At 64.8% G+C, this 21,781-nt stretch carries 21 protein-coding genes and 1 tRNA gene; 14 read left to right on the forward strand and 8 right to left on the reverse strand.

All coding sequences use genetic code 11. The annotated features are described in order from the left end of the window. Window positions 1-124: 124 nt before the first annotated feature. The gene (locus ERC79_RS15535) at window positions 125-829 is read right to left on the reverse strand and encodes an FCD domain-containing protein (RefSeq protein ID WP_131579361.1); all 705 of its coding nucleotides are present in this window, start codon (window positions 827-829) and stop codon (window positions 125-127) included. A 137-nt stretch (window positions 830-966) separates the two neighbouring features. Between ERC79_RS15535 and ERC79_RS15540 the strand changes: the two genes are divergently transcribed. The 8 genes from ERC79_RS15540 to ERC79_RS23135 all read left to right on the forward strand — a co-directional run bounded on the left by ERC79_RS15540 (window position 967) and on the right by ERC79_RS23135 (window position 11,298). After that, window positions 967-1,770: a gamma-glutamyl-gamma-aminobutyrate hydrolase family protein gene (locus tag ERC79_RS15540; protein ID WP_165497139.1), complete on the forward strand. Its 804-nt coding sequence runs from the start codon at window positions 967-969 to the stop codon at window positions 1,768-1,770. Window positions 1,771-1,972: 202 nt separating this feature from the next. Then, on the forward strand, window positions 1,973-3,334 hold the full coding sequence (locus ERC79_RS15545) for an aldehyde dehydrogenase family protein (RefSeq protein WP_207390527.1): 1,362 nt from the start codon (window positions 1,973-1,975) through the stop codon (window positions 3,332-3,334). 60 nt (window positions 3,335-3,394) lie between these two features. Then, complete coding sequence (locus ERC79_RS15550) at window positions 3,395-4,483, forward strand: Zn-dependent alcohol dehydrogenase (protein WP_131579364.1); 1,089 nt, start codon at window positions 3,395-3,397, stop codon at window positions 4,481-4,483. 241 nt (window positions 4,484-4,724) lie between these two features. Next, complete coding sequence (locus ERC79_RS15555) at window positions 4,725-6,335, forward strand: PucR family transcriptional regulator (RefSeq protein ID WP_131579365.1); 1,611 nt, start codon at window positions 4,725-4,727, stop codon at window positions 6,333-6,335. Window positions 6,336-6,372: 37 nt separating this feature from the next. Further along, entirely contained in the window at window positions 6,373-7,842 is a 1,470-nt protein-coding gene (locus ERC79_RS15560) for an aldehyde dehydrogenase family protein (RefSeq protein WP_131579366.1), read from the forward strand. 276 nt (window positions 7,843-8,118) lie between these two features. Further along, complete coding sequence (locus ERC79_RS15565) at window positions 8,119-9,483, forward strand: aspartate aminotransferase family protein (protein ID WP_131579367.1); 1,365 nt, start codon at window positions 8,119-8,121, stop codon at window positions 9,481-9,483. A 56-nt stretch (window positions 9,484-9,539) separates the two neighbouring features. Further along, a complete protein-coding gene (locus ERC79_RS15570; RefSeq protein ID WP_131581207.1) occupies window positions 9,540-10,817 on the forward strand; it encodes a Glu/Leu/Phe/Val dehydrogenase in 1,278 nt (425 codons plus the stop codon). A gap of 331 nt (window positions 10,818-11,148) precedes the next feature. Then, the gene (locus ERC79_RS23135; RefSeq protein WP_165497140.1) at window positions 11,149-11,298 is read left to right on the forward strand and encodes a hypothetical protein; all 150 of its coding nucleotides are present in this window, start codon (window positions 11,149-11,151) and stop codon (window positions 11,296-11,298) included. 7 nt (window positions 11,299-11,305) lie between these two features. Here ERC79_RS23135 and ERC79_RS15575 read toward each other — a convergent pair whose 3' ends face one another. Further along, a complete protein-coding gene (locus ERC79_RS15575; protein WP_131581208.1) occupies window positions 11,306-12,487 on the reverse strand; it encodes a GAF domain-containing protein in 1,182 nt (393 codons plus the stop codon). Between the two features lie 219 nt (window positions 12,488-12,706). On the opposite strand from ERC79_RS15575, the gene ERC79_RS15580 reads away from it, so the two are divergent. The 3 genes from ERC79_RS15580 to ERC79_RS15590 all read left to right on the forward strand — a co-directional run bounded on the left by ERC79_RS15580 (window position 12,707) and on the right by ERC79_RS15590 (window position 16,348). After that, window positions 12,707-14,530, forward strand: a complete 1,824-nt coding sequence (locus ERC79_RS15580; RefSeq protein ID WP_131579368.1) for an NAD(P)/FAD-dependent oxidoreductase — start codon at window positions 12,707-12,709, stop codon at window positions 14,528-14,530. Between the two features lie 392 nt (window positions 14,531-14,922). Next, window positions 14,923-15,723, forward strand: coding sequence for an alpha/beta hydrolase (locus tag ERC79_RS15585; RefSeq protein ID WP_131579369.1), 801 nt, complete (start codon window positions 14,923-14,925; stop codon window positions 15,721-15,723). A 391-nt stretch (window positions 15,724-16,114) separates the two neighbouring features. Next, entirely contained in the window at window positions 16,115-16,348 is a 234-nt protein-coding gene (locus ERC79_RS15590) for an MbtH family protein (protein WP_031937199.1), read from the forward strand. Between the two features lie 189 nt (window positions 16,349-16,537). Here ERC79_RS15590 and ERC79_RS15595 read toward each other — a convergent pair whose 3' ends face one another. Next, window positions 16,538-16,918, reverse strand: a complete 381-nt coding sequence (locus ERC79_RS15595; protein ID WP_131579370.1) for a nuclear transport factor 2 family protein — start codon at window positions 16,916-16,918, stop codon at window positions 16,538-16,540. 82 nt (window positions 16,919-17,000) lie between these two features. Between ERC79_RS15595 and ERC79_RS15600 the strand changes: the two genes are divergently transcribed. Next, a tRNA-Thr gene (locus tag ERC79_RS15600) sits at window positions 17,001-17,072 on the forward strand. Between the two features lie 68 nt (window positions 17,073-17,140). Here the strand turns inward: ERC79_RS15600 and ERC79_RS15605 are convergent. The 3 genes from ERC79_RS15605 to ERC79_RS15615 all read right to left on the reverse strand — a co-directional run bounded on the left by ERC79_RS15605 (window position 17,141) and on the right by ERC79_RS15615 (window position 19,088). Further along, the gene (locus tag ERC79_RS15605; RefSeq protein WP_131579371.1) at window positions 17,141-17,326 is read right to left on the reverse strand and encodes an enoyl-CoA hydratase; all 186 of its coding nucleotides are present in this window, start codon (window positions 17,324-17,326) and stop codon (window positions 17,141-17,143) included. Window positions 17,327-17,466: 140 nt separating this feature from the next. After that, on the reverse strand, window positions 17,467-18,105 hold the full coding sequence (locus tag ERC79_RS15610) for a class I SAM-dependent methyltransferase (RefSeq protein WP_131579372.1): 639 nt from the start codon (window positions 18,103-18,105) through the stop codon (window positions 17,467-17,469). Continuing rightward, window positions 18,102-19,088 (reverse strand): NAD(P)/FAD-dependent oxidoreductase, encoded by a 987-nt coding sequence (locus tag ERC79_RS15615; RefSeq protein ID WP_131579373.1) that lies wholly within the window; start codon window positions 19,086-19,088, stop codon window positions 18,102-18,104. Before ERC79_RS15615 ends, ERC79_RS15610 begins: the two co-directional genes overlap by 4 nt. Window positions 19,089-19,168: 80 nt before the next feature. Here ERC79_RS15615 and ERC79_RS15620 point away from each other — a divergent pair, with 80 nt between their 5' ends. Beyond that, complete coding sequence (locus ERC79_RS15620; RefSeq protein ID WP_131579374.1) at window positions 19,169-19,762, forward strand: XRE family transcriptional regulator; 594 nt, start codon at window positions 19,169-19,171, stop codon at window positions 19,760-19,762. Between the two features lie 16 nt (window positions 19,763-19,778). Here the strand turns inward: ERC79_RS15620 and ERC79_RS15625 are convergent, their stop codons facing one another. After that, window positions 19,779-20,015, reverse strand: a complete 237-nt coding sequence (locus tag ERC79_RS15625; RefSeq protein ID WP_131579375.1) for a hypothetical protein — start codon at window positions 20,013-20,015, stop codon at window positions 19,779-19,781. A 138-nt stretch (window positions 20,016-20,153) separates the two neighbouring features. Between ERC79_RS15625 and ERC79_RS15630 the strand changes: the two genes are divergently transcribed. Further along, window positions 20,154-20,873 carry a dienelactone hydrolase family protein gene (locus ERC79_RS15630; protein WP_131579376.1) on the forward strand — a complete coding sequence of 240 codons (720 nt, stop codon included), beginning with the start codon at window positions 20,154-20,156 and terminating at the stop codon, window positions 20,871-20,873. Here the strand turns inward: ERC79_RS15630 and ERC79_RS15635 are convergent. Beyond that, a complete protein-coding gene (locus ERC79_RS15635; protein WP_131579377.1) occupies window positions 20,853-21,689 on the reverse strand; it encodes an ABC transporter in 837 nt (278 codons plus the stop codon). The genes ERC79_RS15630 and ERC79_RS15635 overlap by 21 nt on opposite strands. Window positions 21,690-21,781: the final 92 nt, after the last annotated feature.

Genomic DNA, 21,781 nt, shown 5'->3' on the forward strand with positions numbered 1-21,781 from the left:
GATGGGCCTATCCCGCCGCGCCGCGGCTACGCGGACAGCGGATCTCGGCCGTGCGGTTCGCAACCCTCACCGATCGAAGGAGTGGGACGACTCTCACCGCTGATCTCGTCCTCGTCAACTCGTGTCAGCTGAGGAAGCCGCGAACCAGTTCGGCGGTCGCCTCGACATGGTCGCTCATGACCTGTCGGGCCCGATCAGGATCTCCCTTCAAGATTGCTTCGACGATCATCTCGTGCTGTTCGTTCGAATGCTCCAGCGCCGGACCCATCACCGGCACCACCCGAAGTAGGCTTTCGTTGAGGATGAGTTGCACATTCGCGATGGCCTCCACGAGGGCGTGACATTCACTGAGGTCTGCGATGTAGCTGTGCAGATTGCAGTCGGCTCGCCTGAAATCGCTCCCACTCGAGGCAACGGCGTGTAGGCGGTCCTGTAAGGCTTGCGATTCCTGTTCGGTGAGCTGACGTGAAGCCGCCAGCCCCGCCGATCCAGGCTCCAGTACGGATCGGAACTTCAGCATGTCGAAGAGGCGAGTCTTCATTTCGTCGGTGAGGGCCGTAGGTGCGGCCCTATCGCCGCGCGGTTCCCAGACGACGACGCTACCGCCGCTGCGACCTCGTTGAGTCTGGATGTATCCAGCCTGTTGAAGCGCCCGGATCACCGCTCGCAGTGTGGTTCTGCCGATGGACAGCTGCTCGCTGAGCTCGCGCTCGGGAGGCAAGCGAGTGCCTGCCGGCAACCTTCCGGCGTGGATCTCGTCGACGAGCTGACGCAGGGCCTCCTCGAATGGGTTGCGCCCTGCGGAACCGCTGCCTGTCTGAATTGTCATGTTTGGCGCTTGCTCCTTCCGTCGCCACGAGTGCGCTCGTCACCCTGTGTGCACAGGTGAAGTCTCTCAGGTTCTGCCTACCAGGATTATTTGTACACACCATTGCAGTCCTCTGTCCTGGATGGTACTTATTTGGTGTGTCCATTAAAGCCTCGGTAGCCACCCCCGCAAGCGTCCTCGGCGACGCCCCCAAGCCTGTCATCGGCGTGCCGGCGCCGGTCGAGAACGCCACATGGCGAGTGTGGAACAGGGAGGCGCACTTGCTTTCCAGTGCTTATGCCGATCGGTTGTGGAGCGCGGGAGCTATTCCGGTGATGCTGCCCGTCGGCGGCAGCAAGCCCGACGCGGACCAGCTCGTCGATCGGCTCGATGCACTCGTCCTCCCCGGAGGCGGAGACGTCGATCCCGGTCTCTATGGTGCCGCGCCCCATCCGGCGGCGGGTCCCTTCGACCGGACGCGTGATGATTGGGAAGTAGCCCTGGCCCACGCGGCACTGGCTCGCGACATTCCGATACTCGGCATCTGTCGCGGAATGCAGTTGCTCAACGCCATACTCGGCGGCACGCTGACCCAGCATCTTCCGGATGTTCTCGACAACGAGTCCCACAATCCAACCAAGGACGACTTCGGTATCCACTCGGTGACCGTGTCCCCTGATGCCCTTCTCGCCGAGGGCATCGGCACGCGCGTCGACGTGCCGTCCTACCATCACCAGGCGGTCGACAATGTGTCATCACGTTTCCGCGCTGTCGCCTGGGCCGAGGACGGGACAATCGAGGCGCTCGAGGATGCGGACGGCCGGATCCTCGCTGTCCAGTGGCATCCTGAAGTCGCCGAAAATAATGCCGTCTTCACGTATTTCGTGACTCGCATCGTCAAACCCAGTACATCGAGTGGCGTCGCAGCCCCGGTGTCACGAGGCTCTGGCGCATCGACCTGAATCGGTTCCTTCGGAGCCGACCAGAAATGTGGGTGCTTTCGAAACCGACTCACACGCCGTGACGAGGACAATTACACAACTTCTCTTGCCATCCCGGGCAAGCACGGTGCCGGCACATTCGACGCGGCAGCGCCGAGGAGGTGCGGGCATGACAGCGCCCATGACCAACTGGGAAAGGCATCGCGAAACCAAAGGATGTGAACTGATGCAAACGAAGGTACTCAATCCAGCGACCGAGCAGGTTCTGTCGACGATCGAGCTCATGGACGCGCGACAGACCGACGACGTGGTTCGGCGGTCGGCACGCGCCTTCGAGGAGTGGCAGCGGGTCGATGCTGCCGACCGAGCCAAGTTGCTGCGGAGATTCGCCGCCATGGTGGAGGCCGACGCGGAGAATCTCGCGCACATGGAGACCGCGAACTGTGGCCACCCGATCAGCAATTCGCACGGGACCCTGCGAGCTGTGGTCGATTGCATGGAGTATTACGCCGCAGCTCCCGAACGGATGATCGGTCAACAGATCCCGGTGCCCAACGGTGTCGCGCTCACCTTCCACGAACCGATCGGCGTCGTCGCAGTGATCGCGCCGTGGAACTTCCCGCTGATGATCGCGGTCTGGGGCATGATGCCAGCGCTCGCGGCGGGTAACACCGTGATACTCAAGCCGTCTGAACTCACGCCACTCACCACTGTCCGGCTTGCCGAGCTCGCCCTCGAGGCGGGTCTGCCCCGAGATGTGGTCCAGGTTGTCGTCGGCGAGGGCGCCGTCGTGGGACAGGCCCTGCTGGACCATCCTCTTGTGGACAAAGTGGTGTTCACGGGCTCGACGGACGTCGGACGCAAGGTCATGTCGAGCGCTGCGGCCAACCTGAAGAAGGTCACCCTGGAATTGGGCGGCAAGTCGGCCAACATCGTCTATGCGGATTCCGATCTTGCCGCCGCTGCCGCCGCCGCTCCCATGGGCGTGTTCTTCAACACCGGACAAGACTGTTGTGCGCGTTCGCGTTTGCTGGTCCAGTCCAGCATTCTCAACGAGTTCGTCGAGTATCTGGTCCCCGCTGTGAACGACATCATTGTCGGCTCGCCGCTGGACGAGAAGACTCAAGTTGGCCCACTGATCAGTGCCGGTCATCGGGAGCGCGTCGCCTCATTCGTCACCGAGGACGAGCAGATCGTTACACAGGGGCAGATTCCGGATGGTCCCGGGTTCTGGTTTCCGCCGACGGTGCTGCGCTCGGACGACGGATCCGCGCCCAGCGTGAGCCAAGAGATCTTCGGGCCGGTGGTGACGATCACCCCATTCGCCGACGAGGCCGACGCCATCCGGTTGGCCAACTCGACCGACTACGGTCTGGCCGGCTCGATCTGGACGCGAGATATTGCGCGCGCGATGCGAACCGCACGTGGAGTTCGTGCAGGAAACCTCTCGGTCAACAACAACTCGGCGGTCCGCTACCAGACGCCGTTCGGCGGTTTCAAGCAATCAGGTATCGGCCGCGAACTTGGTCCTGACGCCCCGTTCGAGTTCACCGAGAAGAAGACGGTCTTCATCTCGACCACTTAGGTCGGCCTCTGCGGCAGAGCCATTGGCCTCGGCCGCACCTCATTCCCCAGGAGTCAAAGAATGAAAGCATCGGTCTTCCGAGGCCCGGAATCAGAACTCGCCGTCGAAGACGTTGAGGTGTCGGCCGTGGGACCTCGCGAGTTGCTGGTCCAGACGGCAGCCGCGGGTCTGTGCCACAGCGACCTGTACCACTTGCGCGGAGTCTTCGAATTGCCCATGCCGACGGTACTCGGGCACGAATCAGCGGGTGTGGTGGTGGAAGTCGGCAGCGATGTCACCGACTTTGCACCGGGCGATCATGTCATCACCTGTTTGGCGCCGTTCTGCGGTAAGTGCTCGCTGTGTCTTACTGGCCGGTCATACCTCTGCGCCGGTCAGCACAGCGTTCGGGCTGCAGGAGAACCTCCCCGGCTACATCAGGGCACCACCGAGGTCCATCAATTCCTCAATGTGTCCAGCTTCGCCGAACAGTTGCTCGTGCACGAGACCGCAGCGGTTCGCATCAAATCCGAGATGCCCTTGGACCTCGCTGCGTTGATCGGCTGCGGCGTGACCACCGGTCTCGGAGCCGTTCTGAACAAGGCGCGCGTCGCGCCCGGTGACACCGTTGCAGTCATCGGATGTGGGGGGATCGGCCTCAGTGCAGTCCAAGGGGCACGAATCGCCGGCGCATCACGGATCATTGCGGTCGACCTCAACGCCAACAAGCTCGAGACCGCCCGAACGATGGGCGCGACCGATATCGTCGACGGCTCTCAACTGGAGGACGGCGACGTGGCCGCAGCAATTCGCGATCTCACCTCGGGAGGCGTCGACCATGCCATCGAGGCGGTCGGATCAGCCATGACTGCCACCGCCTCGGTCGAAGCACTGGGTATCGGCGGAACCTCCACCATCGTCGGTCTGATGCCTTCCGGGAAGACCTTTCCTGTTCAGGGCAGGCTTCTACTCGACGACCGCCGGATCCAAGGCGCCTACATGGGCGCGATGAACTTCCGGATGGCGATGCCGAGGTATGTCGACATGTATCTCGACGGGCGTCTCCTTCTGGACGAAATGGTCAGTTCCAGAATTGAACTGGACGGTATCGGTGCCTCGTTCCGGGCGATGGAGGCAGGCGACACCCTGCGGGACGTCGTCGTCTTCTGAGTTGGACTTTTGTGTGAACTCAGCCCTACATCAGTGCCCGCAGCGTCATCTTCGCCCGCGCACGCCATCAGGGCCGAGGCCGCGACTCTCGCCGTAGCGTCCGGCCTCGCCCCCCGGCAATCGTGGGATTGGCGTTGACAGCAACGAGCGCCACACGGTCAGCCGGGTCGGGTGCCCTCCGCTGGAGCGCCGGGTCGGTGCACGGAAGTGGTTGCGTACCAGTGTTGTCGAGGAGCAAGTGATGTTGCCAACTGTGCGCCAGGTTCTGGCCATGCCGATACTCGCTGAGGCCGACCCTGAGGTCCTTGCCGGCCAGGATCAACTCGGACGTCCAGTTCGTTGGCTGCACCCAGCCGAGGTCGCCGATATCGCGCACCTGCTGCGTGGCGACGAGATTGTCCTGACCACTGGTTTGTATCTCCCGGACAGCGGCACGGCGCTTCGCGCATATGTGGAGTCGTTGGCAGAGGCCGGGGTAGTCGGTGTGCTTGTCGAACTGGGACGAAGGTGGTCGTCGCTACCTCGGCCATTCGTCGAGGCGTGTCGCGAGGCCGGCCTCGTTCTCATCGCCCTGCACCGCGAGGTCCGATTCGCGGCGGTAGTCGAGGAGGTGGGGGCGCTCATTCTGGAGGCTCAGGTCGAAGACCTTCGTGTCAGTGAATTCATCCATGAGACCTTCACCCGCCTGGACCTCGAATCCGCCACGACGGAAGAAACCCTGTCGGCGGTGGTCCGATTGTCCAACGTTCCAGTCGTACTGGAATCGTCACGACATCAGGTCATCGGCTACGACACCGCCACGAAGGACGCCGCCGAGATCCTCGCCGACTGGCCGCGGCGTTCGCGGGGGGCGGTGTTGTCGGGACGCACGGGCTACGATCGCCGATCGGGCTGGCTGATGACGATAGTCGGATCCCGCGGCGACGATTGGGGTCGGCTGATTCTCATGACGAACGCGCTCCCGAACCGCAGGGACTATGTCCTGATCGAACGCGCCGCCGCAGCTCTCACGCTATCTCAGATGCGTGCTCGCGCACGCGACAGCGTCGAACGGAATGCCCATGCAATCCTCCTGGCGGAGTTGCGTTCTGCGCGGATTACCCCCGAACTGACCATGCGATGTGAGGCAGCGAACATACCGACCAGGTCACGCCGGTTCTTCGCTGTGGCGGTGCGCGGCCGGCTAACCGCCCAGGACCACAAACAATGGTCCTTGACGGATCTGGCCTCGGTACTCGCCTCGACCACTCGATCCATGCAAGTCCCTACTCTGGTGGGGATCGACACCGACCACGTCATCGGACTTCTCAGCATTCAGGAGACACTGGCGGCCGAGGCGGTGATGACCCGATTGGCTCAGGGGCTTCACAGGGCCGCGAACATTGTGATCGCCCAGGGCGAAGTGGTCGACGGCATCGAAAACACCTTCCGGACGCTGATCGGTGCGAAGAACGTTCTCGCTGCGGCGGACGCGGACGACCAACGGCCCTGGGTGACTCTCGCCGACGTACATCTGCGAGGCCTCCTGCACCTGATGCGCGACGACGAGCGTTTGGAGCTCTTCGTACTGCGGGAATTGGGGCCGCTCTTCGAATACGACAACAAACGAGGAACCTCGCTCGTCGAGCTGCTGTTCGTAGTGCTGGAACACAAGGGAGGAAAGACGGCAGCAGCAAAGCGCTTGTTGTTGTCGCGTCCCGTTCTGTACGAGCGGCTGGCGAAAATCGAATCGATTCTGGGAGTTGACCTCGAGGATCCACACATCAAGACGTCACTGCACACCGCGATCATCGCGCACTCATTGATTGGTGACGCGGCGTCGGGACAGCGGAGGAAATCCGACGTTTCGTAACGCCCGCGTGCTGATGCAGCCGGGTGCAATGGGGCTCATGACTCGAGTAGATGCATCCCCCTATTTCGTCGGGGACGTGGAGATGTTGGTCGATGGCTCCGGACTCTCGGCGGAGCAGGGCTGGATCGAGGTCGAGAGCCCCCGCGACGGCTCGATCATCGGCAGGGTTCCTCGTGGCGGTGACGCTGAGGTGGCCGCCGCTGTGGCCGCAGCTCGTGGTGCGTTCCGGGAATGGCGTGACCGACCTTCTCGTGAGCGAGGAAAGATCATTTCCGACATCGCGACTGCACTCGTCGCCGAATTGGAGCACCTCGCCAGGATCTCTTCGCTCGAGAACGGCAATGCTCTCAGAACACAGACCCGGGGTGAGGCCGCCTTCCTGGTCGATTGCTTCCGCTACTTCGGGGGGCTTGCCCAGGAAGCCAAGGGTGAGACCATTCCGATCCGGCAGGACGTTCTCGATTACTCGCGCCGTGAACCATTGGGGGTCGTGGGTGCGATCATTCCGTGGAATGCCCCTCTGATGCTCGCAGCGGTGAAGATCGCCCCCGCGTTGGTCATGGGCAACACAATGGTGATGAAAGTCGCCGAGGACGCACCATTTGCCGTGCTGGAGCTGTCTCGTATCTGCCAGCGGTTCCTGCCTCCAGGGGTACTGAACATCGTCACGGGTTATGGACGTGAAGCTGGCGAAGCGCTGACCTCGCATCCAGACGTCGCGAAGCTCTCCTTCACCGGGTCCACGGGTGTCGGTCGGCGTGTCATGGAGAAGGGAGCGGAGCGCATCGTCCCGGTCTCGCTCGAACTGGGAGGGAAGAGTCCTCAGATCGTCTTTCCCGATGCCGACGAGGACTGGGTCGTGCAGGGCGTGATCGCGGGCATGCGCTTCTTCCGTCAGGGCCAGTCCTGTACTGCAGGATCTCGGCTATTCGTCCACCGTGACATCTTCGAATCTTTCACCGAGAAGTTGGTCGCGGAACTGACCGAACTGAAGGTCGGTGACCCGCTCGACGAGACCTCGGACATGGGGTCCATCGTCAACCAAAGCCAGTACGACAAGATCTGCGCCTACATCGAGGACGGACTCCAGCAGCCGGGCGCGCGGCTACTTGCCGGCGGTGTGCCCGGGCCTGAGGATCCACGCTTGTCGATCCGGCCGACGGTCATTGCCGGCGTGGACAATTCGTGGAGACTGGCCCGCGAGGAAATCTTCGGACCCGTCGTGGTTGTCATCCCATGGAGTGCCGAGGACGAGGTTGTCGAGATGGCAAACGACTCGCACTACGGGCTTGCGGCCTTCATCTGGTCAAAGGGCTTGGGTCAGGCCGTTCGGACAGCTCATCGAGTCGAGGCCGGGTGGGTGCAGGTCAACCAGGGTGGGGGCCAAGCGCTGGGTCAGTCATACGGCGGTTACAAGCAGAGCGGTATCGGTCGCGAGTTCTCCCTCGAGGGAATGGTGGAGAGCTACACGCAGCAGAAGCATGTTTCGGTGAACCTCGCTCACTGACGGCACTGCAAGCGCGCGCTGGACGAAAACTTCACCCCTCCAACCGCTCTGCGCTGCCGTCGGCTGCGCCGGCGAGAACGTGTTTGTCACGTCATCGGGCGTGGCGCACCCTGCGTATCGGCCATGGCTTGCCGCCCCGCGACGAGATGTTGGGCTCTGCGCAGGGAACGGACGTTTTGTCGGTACTGGAGGTTTGCCGATATTGGGAAAGTGGGAGCAGAAGGAGAGAGGCCGAGAAGGCCTGCTACTACCCGATTCCAGGAAAGGAAATACCTCATGAGTATTGCAGACATTCAGCGGGAAACAGACGAAACCGAAGCGCAGCGTGCGTACCGCCTCGACCGCAAACACGTCTTCCATTCTTGGTCCGCGCAAGAACTGTTGGACCCCATGGTCATCGTCAAGGCCCAGGGTTCTCACGTGTGGGACGGCGACGGCAAGCGGTACCTCGACTTCGCGAGCCAGCTCGTCAACACCAACATCGGACACCAGCATCCACGGGTTGTCGCGGCGATCCAGGAACAAGCTGGACGGATGTGCACTATCGCGCCGCAGTACGCCAACGATGTGCGGAGTGAGGCCGCCCGTCTGATTGCCGAACGCACACCCGGCGACCTCGATCGCGTCTTCTTCACGAACGGTGGAGCGGACGCCAACGAACATGCTGTTCGAATGGCGAGGCAGGTCACCGGTCGATACAAGGTATTGACGACTTATCGCTCGTACCACGGTGGTACATCGACCGCGATCAACATGACCGGAGACCCACGTCGGTGGTCGAATGACCATGGCACTACCGGAACGATCCACTTTTGGGGTCCCTTCCTCTACCGCAGCGCATTTCACGCGCAGACCGAGGAACAGGAGTGCCAACGAGCACTCGAGCACCTCGAACAGACGATTTCGTTCGAAGGTCCGAACACGATCGCCGCAGTGGTACTCGAAGCAGTTCCCGGGACCGCCGGCGTCATGGTTCCTCCGGCCGGCTACATGCGTGGTGTTCGCGAGCTGTGCGACCGATTCGGCATCGTCATGATCGCGGACGAAGTCATGACTGGTTTCGGTCGCACGGGAGCGTGGTTCGCGATGGGGGAGGAGGGAGTCGTTCCCGATCTCATCACCTTCGCGAAAGGGGTGAACTCGGGATACATTCCGCTCGGAGGCGTCGCGATCAACGATCGCATAGCCGACTACTTCGGCCCCAAGCAGTACCCGGGCGGCCTCACCTACTCCGGGCACCCACTCGCCACCGCATCCGCTGTTGCCACCATCGAGACGATGGAGGACGAGGGCATCGTGAAGAACGCTGCCCGACTCGGCACGGAGGTTTTCGGGCCGCGCCTGCGTGAGATCGCCGAGCGGCATCCGAGCGTCGGCGAAGTTCGTGGTCTCGGTGCGATGTGGGCGATCGAGCTCGTCGCGAATGCCGAGACGCGTGAGCCCCTGGCTCCGTATGGCGGAACGAGCCCGGCAATGACCGAACTCGCCGGATTCCTCAAGTCGAACGGATTGTTGCCGATGATCAACTTCAATCGCCTGCACGTGGTTCCGCCGTGCAACATCGCCGACGCCGACGCCGACGAGGGACTCCGTCTCATCGATGCTGCGCTCGACATCGCGGATGCTCACACCGAGGCCTGAAGCTACAAGGACAACGAGGTCCGACAAGGAACTGGAAGGAATACGGCGACGTGACCATGCTCACTGTTCTTCCCCCGGAAGCTACCCGTCAAGCTCCCAACCCGCTAATCGATGCACAGTCCCAGTTGGCTGAGGCTGTGGAATTACTCGGCTATGACGACGGACTCTTCACGTTGTTGTCTCAGCCGCGCCGCGAGGTGACGGTGAGCATTCCTCTTCGTCGCGACAACGGTCGCGTCGAAGTCCTCACCGGTCATCGAGTGCAGCACAACTTCTCGCGAGGGCCTGCCAAGGGCGGTCTGCGCTACAGCCCCGATGTGTCGCTCGACGAGGTCAGGGCCTTGGCGATGTGGATGACGTGGAAGTGCGCACTTCTCGATGTGCCCTACGGCGGTGCGAAGGGTGGTGTGAAGATTGATCCGACCCTCTACTCCGATTCGGAACTCGAAAGGGTCACTCGTCGATACACGAGCGAGATCAGTCCGCTCATCGGCCCGGAACGGGACATCCCGGCACCTGATGTCGGTACCGACGAACGGACCATGGCGTGGATGATGGACACCTATTCCGCCCAGCATGGTCACACGGTCCTCGGGGTGACAACTGGAAAGCCGATAAGTCTCGGCGGATCCTTGGGTAGGGCTACCGCTACATCCCGCGGGGTCGTTCACGTAGCGTTGGAGGCGTTGCGCGAGTGTGGAATTGACCCGATACGCGCGTCGGCAGCCATTGAAGGGTACGGCAAGGTCGGTCGACACGCGGCGCGTTTCCTGGCCGATGCCGGCGTTCGGGTTGTCGCGGTAAGCGACATGCACGGTGCTGTCACCCTCGAGGAGGGTCTCGACATCGACGCTCTCGAAGCCTACGTGGACGCCTACGGAACTGTCGCCGGGTTCCCAGGTGCAGAGCAAACAGAACGGGAGTTGATACTGGAGCTCCCCGTGGACCTGCTCGTGCCCGCTGCAATCGAGGGCACTGTCAACGAACGCAACGCCAATCGAGTTCAGGCTCGTGTGATCGTCGAAGGTGCCAATGGTCCGATCACCAAGGAAGCCGACAAGATCCTGGCGAACAAGAGCTGCCTGATCGTGCCGGACATCCTCGCCAATGCGGGTGGCGTGATCGTCTCGTACTTCGAATGGGTTCAGGCCAATCAGGCCTACTGGTGGAGTGTCGGCGACGTCGAGGAGCGACTTGCCGAACGGATGACCTATGCGTGGCGTTCGGTACTCGAGAAGAGTGCACAGCTCGACGTTCCACTGCGTACCGCGGCGACCGCAATTGCGGTCGAGCGCGTCGCGCAAGCGCATCAGCAGCGTGGCCTCTACCCGTAGACCCCACTGTGCCCGCGTGACGTACATGGCCGGGGTGTAGGAGATGGTTGTCCAGTGCGGCGAGATCGGTGAGCGGTCGGTCGTGCCGCTCGGGTACGGAGCCCGCTCACCGAACTCGGTGCTGTCGCGTGTCCTGAACGGAGTCAATGTCGGGTTCGCATGCAGCTGGGTGAGCCCAGCAGCATGCCTGGGCCAGTTCGTAGGTAATCTCCGCCAGGCCGCAATGTGCTGACACACGAAGTCGATGATGTCGAGCCCGAAAGCATGGCAGGTTGCCCGCGGGGCTGCGCGGCCTTTCCTCCGACGGACGGTGTGGACGTCCGTTGTGGGATTGTGCATTCAGATAGTGATCGGTGTCGTGGCCGACTTCGGATCCGTGGTGTCAGCTGCCGCTGCAACGGTCGTGTGCAGGGCGGCGTTCATCGTCCCGATCTATGCGGCGTTGAAGGGTAACGCCGCAGCGAAGGACCTGAGGCATTGACCGCTGGTTAGGTCTCTACGCGCAGTGAGCGGACGAACGCGCAGTCCCCAGGCGTCTCGACGTCACCGAAATCCACTGTCAGCTCAACGGTTCTACTCAGACGGTACGGGCGGCTGTCCACGACGGGACCGAGGGCGCGACGCAGCCGGGAGAGTTCGGCGCGGACTGCCACGGCGTGTTCCGCGTCGCCGTAGAGCGCCTCGCTGAGCGCGGTGACGCTCAGTCCGGCGGGCCCGGACAGGTGCAGCCGCAGCAGGATCTCGGCGTGCCGAGCGGTCAGCGGACTGTGCCACGTGGAGTCCCCGCCCGTTACTACCAGGCTCGGGGTGTCGTTGAGGTCCAGTCTCATTCGGATTCGTTCCGCACCGCCGAGGGGCCGGATCAGCCACCCGCCGCCGAGCGGTTCCGGTGTGCACAGGCCCAGGCCTGGCACGTTGACGGCACGGTCGATCCGGGGTGCCGCCACCCGTCGCGTTCCGGCCACGCCGGTGGCGTGCGCGACCCAGCCGTGTTCGTCCACCACCAGCAGCGGTCCGGACAGCCCTGCCACCGCTGGCGCGGAGGCCGTGCGTAGTCGTTCGAGCCGGTCCTCCTGGCGTCGCCACAGTTGGGATTCGGCCATCCTGGCGGCGGTGGCGACCAATGCGGTGACCGCCGGGTGCAGTGTCATGGCGGGACCGCTGAGGTCGACCACCCCGAGCAGCTGCCCCGTCCTCGGGTCGTGGATCGGGGCGGCGGAGCAGTACCACGGATGCTGGGACTGCTCGAAGTGTTCCCCGGAGAACAGCTGCACCGGAGCGGATTCCGTCAGTGCAGTGCCGATTGCGTTGGTGCCGACCGCCGACTCCGTCCAGGTGGCGCCCTCGCGGAAACCGAGCCCGTCCGCGTGCCGCCGGACTCGCGACGACCCGTTGCGCCACAACACGATTCCGTCGGCATCGGTGACGACCATCATCAGTTGCGAGGCGTCTCCCACTCCCGCGACCACTGCGCCGAGGTCGTCGATCACTTCGCGCAAGGAGGATCGCTGACGGCGCCGCTCCACCTCGTCCAGTGGCAGCAGCGCGCGGGGGTTGGAGCCGTCGGGGGCCAATCCGGCGCCCAGTGAGCGGGACCACGAGCGGGCTACCACTTCGCGGGGGCGCAGGGAGGTGCGGCTGCCGCCGATCACGGCGTTGTGCAGGGACATCAGTTCGTGGGCGTGCCGGGACAGGTCCGTCCCCGCCCCGATTCCTCCGAATCCGTCCACGGCATCCTCTCCATCGGTCCCCGCGATGATAGGCCCGGGAGTGTGGTCCACGCCACATCGAGGGTGTAGGTCCGGCCGAGTCGTGCAACGTGATGCAACGGTTGCCGCCACCCTTCCGAGCGAGTGTGCTGTGGGTCACATTCGATGGAAGGAACAGTGATGACCCAGACCCTCGATCCGGCCCTGCTGACGGAGGCAGGCACCCCTCAGCAGCGCGTCGACTCCTGGTTGGCGGCCTTCGAGACCGCCCTGGCCGACCGTGACGTCGACGCGGCCGCTGGGCTGTTCGCCGTCGACAGCTTCTGGCGAGATCTGACCGCGTTCACGTGGAACATCAAGACCGTCGAGGGCCGCGACGGAATCGCGGACATGCTGACGGCGCAGCTCGACACCACCGACCCGTCGGGATTCCATGCCACCGAACCGCCGGTGGAGGCCGACGGCGTGATCAGCGCGTGGATCGGGTTCGAGACAGGAGTCGGCCGCGGTGTGGGGCACCTGAGGCTCACCGACGAGGGCGCCTGGACCCTGCTGACCGCACTGCAGGAGCTCGACGGGCACGAGGAGAGCAAGGGCGTCCGCCGTCCGCGCGGCGCGAAGCACGGCGCCGACCCGAACCGGGTGACGTGGTCCGAACAGCGCGAGATCGAGGCGCGCGAACTCGGATATACCGAGCAGCCGTACGTGGTGATCGTGGGCGGCGGCCAGGGTGGCATCGCGCTCGGCGCCCGGATGCGTCAGCTCGGGGTGCCCGCCCTCGTTCTCGACAGTCACGAGCGTCCCGGCGACCAGTGGCGCGGCCGCTACAAGTCGCTGTGCCTGCACGATCCGGTCTGGTACGACCACCTTCCGTACCTGCCGTTCCCGGAGAACTGGCCGGTATTCGCGCCGAAGGACAAGATCGGCGACTGGCTCGAGATGTACACCAAGGTCATGGAGGTGCCGTACTGGAGTTCGACGACGTGCACGTCCGCCGCCTTCGACGAGGATGCCGGGGAGTGGGCGGTGCACGTGAACCGGGCCGGCGAGCGGCTCACGTTGCGGCCTAAGCATCTGGTGATGGCGACCGGGATGTCGGGCAAACCGAACGTGCCGGCCTTCCCCGGACAGGACGTGTTCGCGGGCGAACAACATCACTCGAGCAAACACCCCGGCCCCGACGCCTACGTCGGTAAGAAGGTGGTGGTCATCGGTGCCAACAACTCGGCGCACGACATCTGCGGGGCACTGTGGGAGGCCGGCGTCGACGTGACGATGGTGCAGCGCTCCTCGACGCACATCGTGAAGTCGGATTCGCTCATGGACCTCGGGCTCGGTGACCTGTACTCGGAGCGAGCGCTGGCCGCCGGAATGACCACCGCCAAGGCGGATCTCACCTTCGGATCGCTGCCGTACCGGATCATGCACCAGTTCCAGATTCCGATCTACGACGCGATTCGCGAGCGGGACAAGGACTTCTACGACCGACTCGAGGCGGCGGGCTTCCGGCACGATTGGGGTGACGACGGTTCCGGACTGTTCATGAAGTACCTGCGGCGAGGATCGGGCTACTACATCGACGTGGGCGCCGCGGAACTGGTCGCGAACGGTGACATCAAGTTGGCGCACGGCAACGTCCGGGAATTGACCGAGCGCAGCGTGATCCTCGAGGACGGCACCGAGTTGCCGGCGGACCTGGTGGTGTACGCGACTGGCTTCGGCTCCATGAATGGCTGGGTCGCGGACCTGATCGGCCAGGACGTTGCGGACAAGGTCGGCAAGGTGTGGGGTCTCGGCTCCGACACCACGAAGGACCCCGGGCCGTGGGAGGGCGAGCAGCGCAACATGTGGAAGCCCACCCAGCAGGAGGCGCTGTGGTTCCACGGCGGCAATCTGCATCAGTCGCGGCACTATTCGCTGTATCTGGCGTTGCAGCTCAAGGCGCGTTATGAGGGCATCCCCACCCCGGTCTACGGACTGCAAGAGGTTCATCATCTGCGATAGTGGAGTCCGGTGCCGGCGCCTCCCATCCAGTACGGCACTTCCTGGCCGGATTCGAATCCGGCAATGGGCTGTGTTGTGCCCGAATCGGATCCGAATGACAGCTCGCGTCCGGCGATCCGTGGCCGCCGGCCGGTGCTGTGGTGCGGGGCGCCGACCCTGATGGAGCACATTTCCCTGAGCATTCCCGAGTCCGGTGGGGCGGAGCGGGTGTGTCGGACGGAACCCGGGGTCGGCGGGTGGGCCTGGGTGCAGGCCCACCAACAGGCTGCCGCTCGTGATCCGTATCGAGAGCGACCTGCAAGGTACGGTGGTGGCCCCAGGCCTGGTGCCCGAGCCTGGGTTAGGTTACCCAGCCCTGTTTGCTCAGTTCAATCGCCATGAGGAAGGCCGACATGCCCATCGCCACGATCAACGGGATTCCTCTGAACTACCAGGTCAAGGGTGACGGCGACCTGGTCGTGATGATCATGGGGACCGGCAGCCCCGGCCGGGTGTGGGATCTACATCAGGTTCCGGCGCTGCTGGCCGCGGGATACCGGGTGTGCACATTCGACAACCGCGGTATCGCGCCGTCGGGGGAGAGCCTCGACGGCATCACGATCGAGGACATGGTGGCCGACACCGCGGGCCTGATCGAGTTGCTGGGCGGACCTGCCCACGTCGTCGGCACGTCGATGGGCGCCAGGGTTGCGCAGGAGCTGGCGCTTGCACGACCGGAACTGGTGCGCAAGGCCGTGTTCCTTGCCGGGCATGCCCGGATGGACCAGTTTCAGCGCACTCTCAACGAGGGTGAGAGAGAACTCGAGGACGCCGGGATCGCACTGCCGCCCAAGTACCGCGCGGCCGTCACGGCAGTCATGAACCTCTCGCCGGCGACGCTGGCCGATCAGCACGCCGCTCGGGACTGGCTCGACGTGTTCGAATTCTCCGGCGCCAAGACGTCGGCCGGTGTGCGTGCCCAGCTCGCGATGGCCCGGGACTTCGACCGCGTCGACGCGTATCGGGCGATCACCCGTCCGTGTCTGTCGGTGGGATTCGCCGATGACCGGATGATCCCGGCCTACTTGTCGAAGGAATTGGCCAGCGCGATCCCTGGCGCCGTGTATCAGGAGATTCCCGACACCGGGCACTATGGCTACCTCGAGCGCCCGGAGGCCGTGAACAAGGTGGTTCTGGACTTCCTCGCCGGCTGACCCACGTCGTCTGCACGTTCGTCATCAGTTCACACGCACCTGCGACCCGTGATTTCGAATCTGGGGTGTCGAGCGTGTACTTCGCGGTTTCACCAGCGGATAATGCTGGTACCGAAGGGTTTACGGCCTTGCGTCGGCTGCGAGCGGAGCGACGGAAACTGTCGTGGCAGAGCCTTTGTGGGAGCTTCGTTTCGTACCGAATGGCGGCGACTACCGGTTCGAGGCCGGCCCGGCCGGCCGCAGGGAAGACCCACGGTCTTGCGGTGTCCCCGCGGTTCAATGCAGCAGTGTTTACCGGAGCGATTTCCAATTCGATTCTCGCTCATCGAGATCTCGGCGGTAGCCTTGCTAGGCTGAGCGCAGACAACCCGTACGCGACAAGCGAGGTTAGATGAGCACCAATCCGTTCGACGACGAAGACGGCCGCTTCTACGTGCTGGTCAACGATGAGGATCAGCATTCCCTCTGGCCCACCTTTTCCGAGGTGCCGCAGGGCTGGAGGATCGTTTTCGGCGAGGATTCGCGTCAAGCATGCGTCGAATACGTCGAGAAGAACTGGACCGATATGCGCCCCAAGAGTCTCCGCGAGGCCATGGAGCAGGACCAGAAGAACGCCGGGAAGTAGCCCGAACCGCTGGGTCCGGCCCGCTGGCTGATGCCACGCGGTCGCTCATCAACACGCTGCGCTGTCCGAACCTTGGACGGCGCAGCGTCGTGTTTGGCCGTTGTGTCGCATTTCGGTACGTCGGTTGCGGAGACCGATTCGGCCGTCGCCCGGCGCTCCTCGAGGGACGGCCGGGCGACGCTGCATACGTCAGATGTCGGTAACGAGATCCTTCTCGCTGAGATCGGTGGCCTCGAGTGCCGATTCGAGGGTGTCGTGCCGGAAGACGGCGGTCACCTGGTCGTGGACCACTCGGAACGCGGTCGCGACGGTCCGAGGCTCATTCGGCTTCGACGCCCAGGTGGCCTGCTCCTCGATGACGATGACACCGTCGTGCATGAACATCCGGCCGGGCACCAGGGTCAGACCCGCGGTGGTGGCCCATTCGCGCAGCGCGGACAGGCCCTGAGCTGCACCTTCCGTGCCGGCGAGGTCGATGTCGTCGCTCGACACGGCAAGCAGCGTGTCGATGTCCGACGAGTTGAGGGCGTCGTGCCACGCGAGAACCGTGGCGATCTCAGAGATGCGCATGGGACAACGCTAACGAAAACGGGCGGTCGGGGCACAGTTACCACGCCGCGGTGGGCTATGGATATGATTGGCGCGCCCGACTGCCTCCTTAGCTCAGTGGTAGAGCACTCGCCTTGTAAGCGAAAGGTCGTCAGTTCAATCCTGACAGGGGGCTCAACAGGGAAGACCCCTCGCCGGTAGATGCCGGTGAGGGGCCGTCAGCCTGGTGTACGGGGTGTCGCCTCACAGGGCGAAGCCATCTCCCGTGTTCGAATCGGCGACTGTGAAGATCAGGTGCTTGCCCCGCGCGTCGTGCTCGAGCAACTGCACGCGGACGCCGGACTCGCAGCGTCGTCTTCCGACGATCCTGCCGAAGCACCAGTCGCCGCTGTCGAGAGCAACGAGTGTCTTGCGTCCGCGACGCATCATGAACCTCTCCTCAGACTTCATCCCCGATGACTTACTCCAGGCTCTCTCTCGGAGGGGTGGCGGGGCCACGTCAGAACTACCTGTTCCACTACCTGTGTTCGGTCTGTGTCGGCGGGATCGGTTTGCGCCGGTCGCGTAGATCAGGCGGGGTTGCGCCTCAGCCGTGCGATCGCGTCGTGGATGGTGATGTCGTTGCCGTGGGGATCGGTTGCGCTCCGGGACGCCGCCGTCGCGGTGACCACCGTCCACTCCTGTGGATCGAGCAGCGTTACAACATCGTCCGGGGCGAAGAACAGCTCCGGAATGGGTGGCCTGGGAATCGAGGTCTGCAGGTCCGAGGGATGATGGCCGACGATCAGTAGTGTTCCGCCTGGCGAAACGGCGTCCGCGAGGTGCCGGAACAGGATGTCGCGCGGATCGGTGGGCAGATGCACATAGTGGGCGGTCACCAGGTCGTAGCGATCGGTGCTCGGCTCCCACCCCAGCACGTCGGCCTGCGTCCACGTGATCCGCTCGGCGATCTCGTCCCCGGCATCGGCGGCGTGACGTGCGGCACGTTCGATGGCGACGGTCGACACGTCGAGCGCGGTGACGCGCCAGCCTCGTCCGGCGAGCCAGATCGCGTCGGCGCCTTCTCCGCAGCCGACCTCGAGCGCGGTGCCCGGAGTCAGGTCCGCGACTTCGTTCACCAGGCTGGCGTTCGGTTTGCCGCTCCAGAGGTGGTCATGGCTCGAGGCGTAGCGCTCGTCCCAGAACGCCTGGGTGAACATCTCGGTCATGCGTTGACTCCCTTCGATTCACGCGACCGGTACTCGGCCACGGCACGGTTCGTGTCTTCGGTGATCAGGTCGTTGTTGATCGCGATCGCGCAGGCAGCGGCGGCCGCGGCGGCGCCGAGCACCTGCGCCTTGAAGTCGGCGACGTTGCCCGCGACCCACACCCCCGGCACCGCCGTCTGCCCGGACGGATCGGCCGGTATGAACTGCGCGCCGGTCAACGGATCCGTGGCGGTCTCGATGCCCAGTGAGGCGATGGCGGCGATGCGGGGGACGAACCGCGGCGCAACGACGAGGGCCTGTCGTGAGACGACGGTGCCGTCGATGAGGCGGACCCCCGCGAGACGGTCGCCGTCGGTCACGAGCGAGTCCACCGCGCCGGTCACCACGGTGATGTTGCGGGCGGCGAACTGTTCCCTCTCGGCCTCGGTGGGTTCCGGACCGGTGTGCTGGAAGAGGGTGACGTCGTCGCTCCACTGCCGGAACATCAGCGCCTGATGCACCCCCATGGGCCCGGTCGAGAGCACGCCGACGGCCTGATCGTTGACCTCCCAGCCGTGGCAGTACGGGCAGTGCAGCACGTCGCGGCCCCAGCGTTCCCGCAGGCCGGGGAGGTCGGGCAGTTCGTCGACGAGTCCGGTCGCGACCAGCAGTCGACGCGCGTGTACGGTCCGGCCGTCGGCCAGGGCCGACGTGAAGCCGTCGGCATCGCGGTCGATACGGGCCACCTCGCCGCGGATGACCTGCCCGCCGTACCGGAGTACCTCGTCGCGGCCGACTTCCGTCAATTCAGCGGGTGCTACGCCGTCCCGGGACAGGAACCCGTGCACGCCCGCGGCCGGTGCGTTGCGTGGCTCTCCGGCGTCGATCACCAGCACGCTGCGGCGCGCCCGCGCCAGCATCAGTGCACCGCTCAGTCCGGCGGCTCCACCGCCGATCACTACCACGTCGTACCTGTTCATTGCCTGCTCCACCTGATCGCTCATCAAGACCTCCCTTGCCGTCCACCATGCCGATTCGGTACGGAAGGGTGCAAGCTTTGTTGCCGAAGTGGCAATCTGGGGTCATGGATGGCGACGTTGCCGATATGGACCGGATCCTCGATGCCGTCGGGCCGCGACTGCGGGCGCTGCGCCGACAACACGGCACGACGCTTGCAGAACTGTCCGCGGACACGGGCATCTCGGTGAGCACGCTGTCGCGGCTGGAGTCGGGCCGGCGCAAGCCCAATCTGGAACTGTTGCTGCCGCTGGCGCGGGCGCACGGAGTGCCGCTCGACGAGCTGGTCGGGGCACCTCCGACCGGGGACCCGCGTATCCATCTGAAGCCGATCAGCCGCGGCGGCAAGACCATCGTGCCGCTGACGCGCCGGGCGGGCGGCATCCAGGCATACAAGCACGTGATCCCCGGCGCGAAGGACCGACAGGTCCCCGACCCGCGCGTGCACGAGGGCTACGAATGGCTCTACGTCCTCAATGGGCGGCTACGTCTGGTCCTCGGCGACCAGGACCTGATCCTGCTACCGGGGGAGGCGGCCGAGTTCGACACCCGCGTGCCGCACTGGTTCGGGGCTGCAGACGCGGACGCGGTGGAATTCCTGGGCCTGTTCGGCCGACAGGGCGAACGCGCGCACATTCGGGCGCGTCCGGCTGGGGAGTGATCGAAAGTGGGGGAGCCTACTTGTCCTGGTGGGCTGGTGCGGGTGTGTCTCCGAACATCGCCGCGATGCGGGACTTGATCTCTTCGGTGCTGATGGATCCGGAACGGATTCCGCTCGGCGTGGTCTCACGCGTGTTCGAGATGAAGTTCATATCGACTGTTCCCGTGCCCTTCCAGGTACATCCGTTGCCGTCCCGGTCTTTGCGCCCGGGATGTCCGGCGGCGCCGCGTCCGAGCCGGAGCAACGGCGCCAAGGCCAGGCTAGCGACGGAATCTCGCTCAGCGCGGGCGGCGGCAAAGTGGTTATGCAACCGGAATGATCGCCGCAATGGAGGCGTCGAATCGTTACCGATCCGGAGTGTGCGGAGGATTGCGCGAATTACGCTTGGGCAATGCCCCTAGCGACTGTGTCCACGCCGGACGGTCCGATCGACGCGGTGCTCGAGGTTCCCGGAGGCGGGCGTTCGGGCCCGTGGCCAGGCGTCGTGGTGGTACACGACGCGCTGGGGTTGGGGCGCGACATTCGCGGCATCACTGCGCGCCTCGCAAATCATGGATACCTCGCGCTCACCCCCGACCTGTACTCACGGGGCGGGCGGACGCGGTGCGTCACGCGGGTGTTCCGCGAATTGATCGCCCGTCGGGGCAGGGCGGTCGACGACCTGCTCGCGGCCCGCGACCTGCTGGCGGCGCGCCCCGACTGCACCGGGGCGGTCGGTGTCGTCGGATTCTGCATGGGTGGTGGATTCGCGCTGGTGTTGGCGCCCAAAGGGTTCGACGCGTCGGCGCCGTTCTACGGTCCGCTGCCGCGGCGCCTCGACGAGGCGCTCGACGGCGCATGCCCGATCGTCGGCAGCTATGGCGCACGCGACCCGATGTTGTGGGGTGCCGGTCGCAAGCTCGACGCCGCGCTCACCGGACTGGGAGTCGAGCACGATGTCGAGACGTATCCCGGTGTGGGGCACAGCTTTGCGAACCGGCTGGTCCCGGACAGGGCGAATCCCCTGCTGCGAATCGCCGGAATGGGGTATGACCACGAGAAGGCCGAGGACGCGTGGCGTCGAGTCTTCGAGTTCTTCGACGCGCACCTGTCAGGCGGGGCCGAGGGATAGATCGGGTCCGCGTCCACCCTTGAGCCAGCGGCCGGGCAGGCGTCCGGCCAGATCGCCGAGCGGGCCGACGGCGGCGCTGAGCACCCCAACGGTCTCCTGCAGCAGGTCGACGCTGGCGCTCATTCGATGCAGGTTCGGTGCCAACGCCGTCAGCGTCTCGGACAGCGCGACGATCTGGTCGAGCGGCCCGCCCTCGGCGATGAGCCTTTCGATGGCGCCGTCCTCGGCGAGCAGAGTCTCGAGGACGCCGTTCTCCGCGAGCGCCCGATCGACGATGCCGTCCTTCTTCGTCAGTCGTTCCACCGCACCGTCCTCCGAGGTCAGGCGTTCGAGCGGTCCGTCCTCGGCGGTGAGTCGATCGAGTAGCCCACCCGGTGCGAGCAGGCGTTCGAGTGGCCCGTCCTCGGACAGCACCCGCTCGAGCGGGCCGTCTTCCTTGGTGACCCGGTCGAGCGGACCGCCCGGCGCCAGTACCCGATCGAGCGCGCCGCCGGGCTCGAACAGTCGCTCGAGGGTGCCGCCGTCGGAGGTGAGTCGGTCGACGACGCCGCCCGGTGCCAACAGCCGATCGAGCGGTCCGCCCGGCCGGAGTGCCTGACCCAATGGCCGGTCGTCGGAAGCAAGCTCGGCCAACTGTTGCACCAGCTGCAGCGGGCCCCTCGGGTTCGCCAGCGCTACCGCGCTCACGCCGGTGACGTTGGTGCTGGCCATGGCCAACCTTGTCGTGGCCAGCGCAGTTTCGGCGACGTCGAGCGCTGCGTCCGCAATGGCGAGGCCCGCGCGGATCGGCAGTGTGATCGCTGACACCAGATTCATGGATTTACAGTAACCCCCGCCACACTGGTGAGCGGGGGAGAGCACACGCGAGCACCACTGTCACTCCGGGGTCCGGAACAGTCGGCGCGCAA

The sequence above is a fragment of the Rhodococcus sp. ABRD24 genome (assembly GCF_004328705.1).
In the GTDB taxonomy this organism is placed as follows: domain Bacteria; phylum Actinomycetota; class Actinomycetes; order Mycobacteriales; family Mycobacteriaceae; genus Prescottella.

What these genes read in the sequence shown, in the direction of transcription:
- ERC79_RS15535 (WP_131579361.1), bottom strand. Translation starts at nt 829, where the DNA reads ATGACAATTCAGACAGGCAGCGGTTCCGCAGGGCGCAACCCATTCGAG.
- ERC79_RS15550 (WP_131579364.1), top strand. Translation starts at nt 3,395, where the DNA reads ATGAAAGCATCGGTCTTCCGAGGCCCGGAATCAGAACTCGCCGTCGAA.
- ERC79_RS15555 (WP_131579365.1), top strand. Translation starts at nt 4,725, where the DNA reads ATGTTGCCAACTGTGCGCCAGGTTCTGGCCATGCCGATACTCGCTGAG.
- ERC79_RS15560 (WP_131579366.1), top strand. Translation starts at nt 6,373, where the DNA reads ATGACTCGAGTAGATGCATCCCCCTATTTCGTCGGGGACGTGGAGATG.
- ERC79_RS15565 (WP_131579367.1), top strand. Translation starts at nt 8,119, where the DNA reads ATGAGTATTGCAGACATTCAGCGGGAAACAGACGAAACCGAAGCGCAG.
- ERC79_RS15570 (WP_131581207.1), top strand. Translation starts at nt 9,540, where the DNA reads ATGCTCACTGTTCTTCCCCCGGAAGCTACCCGTCAAGCTCCCAACCCG.
- ERC79_RS15575 (WP_131581208.1), bottom strand. Translation starts at nt 12,487, where the DNA reads ATGTCCCTGCACAACGCCGTGATCGGCGGCAGCCGCACCTCCCTGCGC.
- ERC79_RS15580 (WP_131579368.1), top strand. Translation starts at nt 12,707, where the DNA reads ATGACCCAGACCCTCGATCCGGCCCTGCTGACGGAGGCAGGCACCCCT.
- ERC79_RS15585 (WP_131579369.1), top strand. Translation starts at nt 14,923, where the DNA reads ATGCCCATCGCCACGATCAACGGGATTCCTCTGAACTACCAGGTCAAG.
- ERC79_RS15590 (WP_031937199.1), top strand. Translation starts at nt 16,115, where the DNA reads ATGAGCACCAATCCGTTCGACGACGAAGACGGCCGCTTCTACGTGCTG.
- ERC79_RS15595 (WP_131579370.1), bottom strand. Translation starts at nt 16,918, where the DNA reads ATGCGCATCTCTGAGATCGCCACGGTTCTCGCGTGGCACGACGCCCTC.
- ERC79_RS15605 (WP_131579371.1), bottom strand. Translation starts at nt 17,326, where the DNA reads ATGATGCGTCGCGGACGCAAGACACTCGTTGCTCTCGACAGCGGCGAC.
- ERC79_RS15610 (WP_131579372.1), bottom strand. Translation starts at nt 18,105, where the DNA reads ATGACCGAGATGTTCACCCAGGCGTTCTGGGACGAGCGCTACGCCTCG.
- ERC79_RS15615 (WP_131579373.1), bottom strand. Translation starts at nt 19,088, where the DNA reads ATGAGCGATCAGGTGGAGCAGGCAATGAACAGGTACGACGTGGTAGTG.
- ERC79_RS15620 (WP_131579374.1), top strand. Translation starts at nt 19,169, where the DNA reads ATGGATGGCGACGTTGCCGATATGGACCGGATCCTCGATGCCGTCGGG.
- ERC79_RS15630 (WP_131579376.1), top strand. Translation starts at nt 20,154, where the DNA reads ATGCCCCTAGCGACTGTGTCCACGCCGGACGGTCCGATCGACGCGGTG.
- ERC79_RS15635 (WP_131579377.1), bottom strand. Translation starts at nt 21,689, where the DNA reads ATGAATCTGGTGTCAGCGATCACACTGCCGATCCGCGCGGGCCTCGCC.